7 protein-coding genes and 2 tRNA genes are annotated in these 9,390 nt (G+C 36.9%); 5 read left to right on the top strand and 4 right to left on the bottom strand.

Features of this window, described 5'->3' with window-relative positions:
• Positions 1–458: 458 nt before the first annotated feature.
• Positions 459–1,157, bottom strand: a complete 699-nt coding sequence (locus ACFO3G_RS04975; protein WP_380078548.1) for an LrgB family protein — start codon at positions 1,155–1,157, stop codon at positions 459–461.
• Positions 1,153–1,533, bottom strand: a complete 381-nt coding sequence (locus ACFO3G_RS04970) for a CidA/LrgA family protein (RefSeq protein ID WP_380078546.1) — start codon at positions 1,531–1,533, stop codon at positions 1,153–1,155. Before ACFO3G_RS04970 ends, ACFO3G_RS04975 begins: the two co-directional genes overlap by 5 nt.
• Positions 1,534–1,994: 461 nt before the next feature.
• Here ACFO3G_RS04970 and ACFO3G_RS04965 point away from each other — a divergent pair, with 461 nt between their 5' ends.
• From ACFO3G_RS04965 to ACFO3G_RS04950, 4 genes are all read left to right on the top strand, one after another.
• Positions 1,995–3,317: an MATE family efflux transporter gene (locus tag ACFO3G_RS04965; RefSeq protein ID WP_380078544.1), complete on the top strand. Its 1,323-nt coding sequence runs from the start codon at positions 1,995–1,997 to the stop codon at positions 3,315–3,317.
• 66 nt (positions 3,318–3,383) lie between these two features.
• Positions 3,384–4,058, top strand: coding sequence for a tRNA (guanosine(37)-N1)-methyltransferase TrmD (trmD, locus tag ACFO3G_RS04960; RefSeq protein WP_380078542.1), 675 nt, complete (start codon positions 3,384–3,386; stop codon positions 4,056–4,058).
• Between the two features lie 73 nt (positions 4,059–4,131).
• Positions 4,132–4,205, top strand: a tRNA-Arg gene (locus ACFO3G_RS04955).
• Positions 4,206–4,234: 29 nt separating this feature from the next.
• Positions 4,235–4,308 (top strand) — tRNA-Arg (locus ACFO3G_RS04950).
• Positions 4,309–4,482: 174 nt separating this feature from the next.
• Here ACFO3G_RS04950 and ACFO3G_RS04945 read toward each other — a convergent pair.
• The gene (locus ACFO3G_RS04945) at positions 4,483–5,076 is read right to left on the bottom strand and encodes an RNA polymerase sigma factor (protein ID WP_380078541.1); all 594 of its coding nucleotides are present in this window, start codon (positions 5,074–5,076) and stop codon (positions 4,483–4,485) included.
• A 191-nt stretch (positions 5,077–5,267) separates the two neighbouring features.
• Positions 5,268–6,203, bottom strand: a complete 936-nt coding sequence (locus tag ACFO3G_RS04940; protein ID WP_380078539.1) for a PspC domain-containing protein — start codon at positions 6,201–6,203, stop codon at positions 5,268–5,270.
• A 583-nt stretch (positions 6,204–6,786) separates the two neighbouring features.
• Here ACFO3G_RS04940 and ACFO3G_RS04935 point away from each other — a divergent pair.
• Positions 6,787–8,850: a M3 family metallopeptidase gene (locus ACFO3G_RS04935; protein ID WP_380078537.1), complete on the top strand. Its 2,064-nt coding sequence runs from the start codon at positions 6,787–6,789 to the stop codon at positions 8,848–8,850.
• Positions 8,851–9,390 lie beyond the last annotated feature (540 nt).

The following is a 9,390-nucleotide window of genomic DNA, read 5'->3' as shown; positions in this document are numbered from 1 at the left end:
CCCGGGCGGACGCCAATCCCCCCGGTGTTTTTCATGCCCGCCTGACGGATGAACTAAACAATGAAAGGAAATGATTAATTTTGACTCAAAGATAAATCTCCTTTACACACTTTTTGGGATACTACCGCCAAAGTCTTTTTGACTAACATCCAAAACAAATTGTCCTGTCGTGTGAATAGTGATAACCATCAAAATGGCTATCGTTCGTAAGGTATCTAAAGAAACACTTCTGACTAACCCCTTCATCGTATTGTTGTAATTGATTTTATAAAAGACTCCTGTACAAAGGCGATATTTTTTCGTTGCTATCAGTATTCGACTTCGGTCTCATACATTCAAAGTCACCAAATATGCTTATAAGCGGCACTTCGTGCAACACTCTTTATAAACAAAGATAATGACTCTCCAATAACGAAGAGCCATTATAACAATGTGTCAATAAAACTATAAACAAAGGGTTACAACAACTTAATGATATATTGAAATACCGGAAGCAAGAGTGAAGTCCAAATACCCATTATACCAATAGCAAGACCACCCAAAGCACCTTCCACTGCACCAAGCTGAATGGCCACAGAGGTACCTACACCATGAGCAGATGCCCCTAAAGCAAGACCACGAGCTATTCGACTGTCAATCTTAAGAAGCTTAAAAATAGGCGGTCCGATAAGTCCTCCCAGTATTCCAGCTACTACCACAACAACTGCTGTCAAAGCCGGAATACCTCCATTTTGTTCACTCAATACAATCGCAATAGGTGTTGTGACACTTCGTGGTCCCATTGAAGCTGCGATAGCTTTATCTGCACCCATAAGGTAAGCAATCCCTGCAGCACTTATAATTCCAACAAATGCCCCTATAAAGACTGTGGTCAAGATAGACAAAACTCTCCCTTTGAGATGTTCAGACTGTTCATAAAGAACATATCCCAAAGCTACGACAGATGGTCCAAGTAAGAAATTAATCAGATAGCTCCCCTGCTTATAGACCTCATAGTCTGTCTTTGTGACAATAAGCATAATAATAAGGAGAGCTATCGTAATAGCCAGAGGGTGAAAGATACGAATCCTCACCCAAGCGTAAAACTTGACACTCAATAGATAAATACCTATTGTCAAAGGAAGACAATAAAGCGGATTAGAAAAGATTTGCTCAATCATGTTGCTCCTCCTTTCTTTTTTTCTTTTTCTCTTGATGCTTTTCAATACGATCCTGAGACCAGCCAACCACTGTCAATACGATTGCGGTACTAAGTACCATGGATGCGATAATAGCCGGCCAAAACTCTTTTATTAGTCCAAACTGAGTCATTAACCCGACACCTGCCGGGACAAAGAACAATCCCATATTAGCTGTTAATAACGTGCTTACTCGATCTACCTTCTCAGGTTTGACAAGTTTAAGTCTAAGTGCCAAAAAGAGTAGCATCATTCCTACCACACTTCCCGGAATAAAATGTCCTATTAATTCACTCACAACCTCCCCTAAGGCGAAGAAGAGCAAAATATAGAACGCTTGAATCAAATACTTCATTCGTCTATTTCTTAAAACTGATAATCGGACTGCAAAAGTATATAATCTGTTAGAAATACGATAGGTTAGAAGTAATTTTGTTTAATATAAAAGACTAATAAAGGATCTTTTGATTTAGGACAAACTCCATAAAAATTTAGAAAAGAGCTCTCATTTATGAAGTTTTTTGAGCTGATTTTGGCATCTTAATCAATAAACATAACGAGTTACATCATCGCAATAAAAGGATTAAGAGAATATAGATATTCTGAATTCTTGATAGTTGTTATAGCTTTGCACAGACGAGGATGCTGTACAAATGCCATTTCTCAAATTAACAAGCATAATTGGTGACTTTGTAAAATGGTGAGATACAAAGAGCTTAGGTCAAAGTGTATTCATGTACGCCCAAGGTCAACTACCAAAAGCAACGAAGAATATCGCCTTTAAACAATAGTCTTAAACTATCAATTATTAGTTATATGACAATACAATCAAACATATCACCTAAGAAAATGATGCGCAAACGCATCTTCCACCTCGCCCTACCCAATATTATATCCAATATCACAGTTCCTCTTCTTTCGCTTGTTGATGTAGCACTTGCCGGACACCTTGGCAGTCCTACAGCCATTGGAGCTGTAGCTGTGGCTTCCGGTCTCGTAAGTTATATCTACTGGCTGTTTGCATTTCTTCGGATGGGTACTACGGGATTTACTTCACAGGCGTACGGACGAAATGATGTTGAGGAGATTTGCCGTCAACTTGCAAAGGGACTTTTTTATGCTATATGTCTGTCTGTACTGATTATTATCTGTCGAACACCTCTTTATCAATTTGCTTTCATCCTCTCAGCTCAAGGAGAAGCACTTGGAAATGATGCCATAAAATATCTAAGCTATGCATTTTATGGAGCTCCGGCAGCGCTTGGACTTTATACTATGAATGGTTGGTTTATTGGTATGCAAAATACACGCATACCTATGATTGTATCCATTCTGCAAAATGTGATCAATATCTGTTTAAGCTTCTATTTAGTCAAATATCAAGGACTTGGAATAGCCGGACTCGCTATCGGAACCATCTCCGCACAATACATTTGCTTTGTCATGATGCTTATCTTTGCAATAAGCAAATACAAACGCTATCTCAAGTTTTTTAGATGGAGATATTGCATCGATACAGATGGACTGAAAAAATACTTTACTGTGGGAGGTCTCCTTCTTGTACGCACCACTCTGATGGGAGCTGTCACTCTATTCTTTACATATGCATCTGCCAAGATTGGCACCAACACTGTAGCAGCAAACACTATACTAATGCAACTCTTCACTCTGTTTTCTTACTTTATGGATGGATTTGCTTATGCCGGAGAAGCTCTATGTGGAAGATATATAGGAGAGAGAAACCATACAGAAGGTAAGTTGATGAGACAACAACTCTTTAGGATAGCCTATGTAATTACAATATTCATTACGGCCATATATATTATCGTACCGGAAAAGATATTGGGAATATTAACCAACAAACCGGAAGTTATCAAAACAGCTATGCAAAGTGTCTACTGGGTAGCCTTAATCCCTGCGGTAAGCTTTGGCGCATTTATTTGGGACGGACTAATGGTGGGAGCTACAGCTTCCAAAGCTATGCTACAAACCATTGCAATAGGAGCAATAGTATTTTTCTCAACATACTTTTTATCCATCAACATATTAGAGGTAACAGGACTGTGGTTAGCATTCGACTTATATCTTTTGGCCAGATCTCTATCAGGAAGCTTCGTGACATCAAAGCTAAGATGGTAAGTAGAACCAAAGGCAAAAACAGTTGTTCAATTATTCTAATTAACTTCGCAAACAAAAGATATTCTGATGCGTATAGATATAATTACTTGTCTTCCGGAAATGATTGAACAGGCATTGAGCTGCTCCATCATCGGAAGAGCCCGAAAAAATGGATACTTAGACTTACATATCCACCAATTAAGAGATTATTCGACCAATAAATGGAGAAGAATAGACGATTATCCTTTTGGTGGAGAACCGGGCATGGTCATGCAAATCGAACCTATAGACCGATGTATATCAGCACTCAAATCCGAAAGAGACTATGATGAAGTGATTTATACCTCACCGGATGGAGAAAAATTTGATCAATCCCATGCCAATGAGATGAGCATGCTCAATAATATCATTATCCTCTGTGGACACTACAAAGGAATTGACTATCGTATTAGAGAACATCTGATTACAAGAGAATTCTCCATAGGCGACTATGTACTGACCGGTGGTGAACTACCCGCAGCCATCATGACTGATGCAATCACAAGACTTATACCGGGAGTGATAGGAGATGCAGGAAGTGCTCTTAGCGACACTTTTCAAGACAACCTATTGGCTCCACCAATCTATACGAGACCGGCTGAATATAATGGCTGGAAGGTGCCGGAGATACTCCTTTCGGGACATGAAGCGAAGATAGATCAGTGGAAATTGGAACAAGCAGTCGAAAGGACTAAAAGACTTAGACCCGATTTGTTGAAATAATTTTTTTGATAAAAACTTGCGAATACAAAAGTTATAACTACCTTTGTACCCGCAATAAAGAAAAATATTGTTTGGCCCCGTAGCTTAACTGAATAGAGCATCTGACTACGGATCAGAAGGTTACAGGTTTGAATCCTGTCGGGGTCACTTCAGAAAGTTTTTCGATAAGTTGTATTGGCCCCGTAGCTTAACTGAATAGAGCATCTGACTACGGATCAGAAGGTTACAGGTTTGAATCCTGTCGGGGTCACTTTCATTATTTTGATTTTATGGGTTAGCTTCCTGAGAGGGAAGCTTTTTTTATGTCAATAATTATCAGTAAATCCAAAATATTTCAATAGAAAGAGATACACTTATGAATTTATTTTGAACTGATTTCCCATCCTAATTTGTCTTAAGATATTTTTGAATTAAACTGAGTTGATCAGATATCTATACAACAATCTTTACCCATTTTCCTCAAATTGATAAGTGCATAACGCATCCTTCCTAAAGCCGTATTGATACTGACTCCGGTCTTTTTGGCAATTTCTTTGAAACTCAAGTCCTTCCAATACCTCATTATTACCACCTCCCTTTGCTCTTTGGGTAGTCCAATTATGATTTCATAAAGCTCATGGATCTGCTCTTTTCGAGCAATCGTTTCTTCACTATTCAATTCATCAGATTTAATGCGATCGATCAATTCTTCTCGATACTCATCTTCAAAAGGACTCTCATAACGCTGCTCACTCTTTTCACGACGATAATAATCCATAACCAGATTATGAGCAATACGCAAAACCCAACTTTTAAATTTACCCTGTGCATTATACTTTCCATTTTTCAATGTAAGTATAACCTTAACAAAGGTATCTTGGAAGATATCATCTGCTATGGAATAATCTTTGATTGAAAAGCGAATATATGTGTGAACTATGGAATCGTAACGATCCAGTAAGACATCAAATGCCACACCACACCCTTTCGTATACCTATCTATAAGCTGATCGTCTGTCAGCTCTCTATAATCAGTCATTGCTTTTATAAGCTTTGGTTAGAAAGGTAGTAATGTATCTATAGGCAATATATTTTAGTGTTTACTAATCGCAAATATAAGTTAGAATACAACAATAGTCAATAGTTATAGATAATTTGATGATAACTGAACTATAATTGTATCGTTTCAAACAAGGTTAAACTTATGATATTCCGGAATACTTCATGATGTCACAATAAGCGATACATAAGAAAACTAATACCAAATTTATAAACAAACATGAAGAATATAAATATCAACAGAGCCAATGACACAAACCATGCAGACAACAAAGTCCATCTCAAAATTTTAGATTTGAAACTTGTTTTGAAGATATATTTGACTACAGGTATTGCTATAGCCACAATAAGAGAAACACACCCAAGACAAATCATCCAACTCGGAAAGATCTTCAGTACAGTCTTATCAAATTCGAGATAACTCGCAAAAAGAACCCCCGAAAAACCAATTAAAACTTCCAGTATAATAAGTCCACAATAGAGGATACCTATCATGATAGTCAATACAAGAAGTCCTTTGAAGAGGCATCCAAGCAACATATAGAGCTGGGTAGGTTTGGCATTTTTCTCTTTAGCCTCTTCAAAAACACATTGTGTGATATTTTGAACAGTTATGGGAAGACCATTCATTTTAAGCTTCTCAGTAGCTGTGGTTGCAGGAGGCACAATCATCCAAAAGGCGATATACAGAGCACCTATAATCCATCCTAAATTGAATAAAACAGTCAATGCTAAGGTTACCACCACAGCCAAGGCTCTCAGTAAGATGATATTTGCATTCCAGTAATGACTGAGACCGGAAAAGACACCACATATCATCCCATGCTCAACATCACGATATAAAACTTTCTTGCAACTCAATGAGTTCTTATCAACAGACCTTAAGCTGTCAATAATCATATTGGCCAATCGAACATCTATTATTTCGCCCGGAGTGATACTTTGATCTATAACCGAGACTATATACATCTCCAATTCTTCGACATTCTCTTTCAAGAGGGATGGATCTGAATTGAGGTTGTCAATATATTTATTAAGCAATTGATAAGCCTCATTATCTACATTATAAACTTTGTCAAGTATGTGAATTGTATGAGTAAGTTTCATATATCTAATGTTTATGACATTCAAAGATACAAATTGAATTTAGAAGCTATTTGAAGTATTTATCCCATGTTGTTGACATCTATCTTTATTATACAGAATATATAGATTAATCTATTTATACTTAATGATAATAAGGTCTGTTTATTATGTTGATATCCCATATCTTAATGGGTTAATGAGTTTGGACTTATAAACGATAAAAAATGGGGTTGTATACAGCTTATGAATAACTTGTTGACAACTTATCTACAGATCTAATTTATTGTATATAAATACTTTGAATAGATTATGAACAATACCGAAACTTAAAAATACTGCTTTATGGCCGTCCGAGACCTGTGTTTATACATCATTTTTTTATCATAAGCGTAGGAAAACTTATTCATAAGTAGTTATCTTTTCTCTTGACATTAATGATTCTTTGTATATGCAACACTATGGATGAGATATCAAAATTTGTTGTCATTTTCTTTTCAACGAGTTCTCTACAAGTTATCAACAAGATTTATCAACGAACAAAAACACGTGGTTTAAACAACGCCTTAATCATTATCTTTGTATAGAATCAAAATTAATATTAGCAATGATTGAGAATAAAGATATAATGAATAACCCTTTGCTTAAACCTTTTGATACGCTCCATGGTGCATATCCTTTTGATATAATTGAAAAGGAGCATTTTTTACCGGCTTTTGAGAAGTCTATTCAGATCAAAAAGGAAGAGATAGATCGTATTATCAATAATCCGGAGGAGGCTACATTTCAAAACACCATCTTGGCAATGGATAACTGTGGAGAAGAGTTGGAGCGAGTATCCGGAGTATTTTTTAATCTTCTTCACTCCCTCAGTGATGATGACCTTAATGCAATTTCTGAGAAAGTAATCCCTTTATTAACAGAGTTGGGAACTTATATCAGCTTGAATGACAAACTATTTAAGCGTGTTGAACATGTTTATAAACAAGAATATCAACAGCTGACAGGGGAAGACAAAAGATTGCTTTTTAGATGTTATGAAGGTTTTGTTGACAGTGGTGCACTGCTTTCTGAAGATAAGAAAGATCAGATTCGTAAGAATGCACAAGAGCTTAGTCTTCTAAGTCATACCGTGGGGCAAAATGCCTTAAAGGATGAGAAGAAGTATTTCCTTCATTTGGAGAATATGGATGATCTTGGGGAAATGCCTGAGAGTGCTCTTGGTATAGCCAAGCAAAAGGCTAAAGACAAAGATCTTGAAGGATGGGTATTTGATTTGAGTGCTCCTTCGTATAGTGCTTTCATGCGGTATTGTACCAATGATAAGCTTCGAAAAGATATCTATATGGCTCATATGACCATTGCAGCCAAAGGTGATGATTTGGATAATAAGAAGCTCATTGTCAGAATGGCCAATCTAAGACGGCATGATGCTGAAATAATGGGCTATAAGACCTTTGCGGACATGGTACTCAAAGACCGTATGGCAAAGAGTGCAGACAATGTTTATAACCTGTTGAATAAGTTGCTCAAGGCATACAAACCTACCGCTTTGGAAGAGATAAAGAAGATCGAAACTTTTGCTTTCGATCAAGGGTTTGACAAAGATATGCTTCAACCATGGGACTGGTCTTATTGGTCTGAGAAGTATATGAAGAAATACTATGAGCTTGATGCAGAAATGTTTAGACCTTATCTCAAACTTGACAAAGTCATAGACGGTGTTTTTGGTCTTGCTAATAAACTATATGGTATTAGTTTTAGACCGGTTGATTTACCTGTTTATCATAAAGATGTCAAAGTATTTGAGGTTTTGGATGAGCATGGTGCATACCTTGGATTGTTATATACTGACTTCTTCCCACGTGATGGTAAGCAAAGTGGGGCATGGATGAATGGTTTCCAAGATCAGTATTTCGACAAAGATGGTACTGATCACAGACCTCACATTGTTTTGGTAATGAACTTTACCCCTCCAACGGAAGATAAACCTTCTCTTTTGACTCTCGGAGAAGTGAATACATTCTTACATGAGTTTGGTCATGCTCTGCATGGATTGTTGACAAAGTGCAAGTATGCCTCTTTGAGTGGTACATCTGTGGTAAGGGACTTTGTTGAATTACCTTCACAGCTTATGGAAAATTGGTGTGACAAAGAGGAGTGGCTTGATACATTTGCTGTCAACGATAAAGGTGAAAAGATACCTCGTGAACTCATACAAAAATTGCATAAAGCAAAGCATTTCTTAGCAGCCTACAGCTGTTGCAGACAGCTTTCATTCGGCTTCCTTGATATGGCATGGCATACCATTGACAAAGACCTTCCCGAAGATATTGATGTAAAGGCTTTCGAGATGGAGGCTTGGAAAGAGACTTTGGTATTGCCCGAAGCACCAAAAGAGGCTATTATGAGCCCTGCTTTTGGACATATCTTCTCCGGAGGTTATGCAGCAGGATATTATGGATATAAGTGGAGCGAAGTCTTGGATGCTGATGCTTTTGAAGCATTTACCGAACATAAACTCTTTGATAAGGAGGTGGCAGATAGGTTTAGAAGAGAGATACTTCAAAAAGGTGACACCCAAGATGCAATGGATCTCTATGTAAACTTTAGAGGAAGAGAACCTTTGATAGAGCCACTGATGAAAAGAGATGGTATAATTCAAAAATGATAATGCATTATTAAATAAACAATCCAACTCATATCAAAAATAGCCCATTTCAAATGAAGAGTGGGCTATTTTTTTGTATCAAATTCAAATAAGAAACTAATATTTCTTCAATATATTAGTTTGTAATAGCTGTTTTTGTGTTTTATCAGCTATTCTTTTTATGAGTTTGAATGTGAATTAGATGTGTTTGATCGCCCATTTAGAGTGTCATAGGAATAATATTCTTTTAAATACAGATTAATTAAGAATCATTGTTCGATAAAAGTTGGAAAGGGCGTATTAATGATGCTCAATCGCTGAATTTATGCGTTTGAGCATTTCATTTTTACAAGATAAGCCCCCCTTTGAGTTCCAAAGTAGGCTGTCCGATAAAAACACCTTCTGTTTTGAGGTGGAGATTAGCAGTTGATACAAGCGATACTGTCCCAAAAAAGTGTGTAAGACCCAAGACTATTATCTTTGAAATTACAAACTAAAAAACGATAAAAAGCATGAACCTTACACAAGTACAAATTAAAGAAATTATTTCGAATTGTCTGT

Origin of the sequence: Falsiporphyromonas endometrii, assembly GCF_042654485.1 — a bacterium.
In the GTDB taxonomy this organism is placed as follows: domain Bacteria; phylum Bacteroidota; class Bacteroidia; order Bacteroidales; family Porphyromonadaceae; genus Porphyromonas; species Porphyromonas endometrii.
This window is presented reverse-complemented; position numbering and strand designations above follow the sequence as displayed.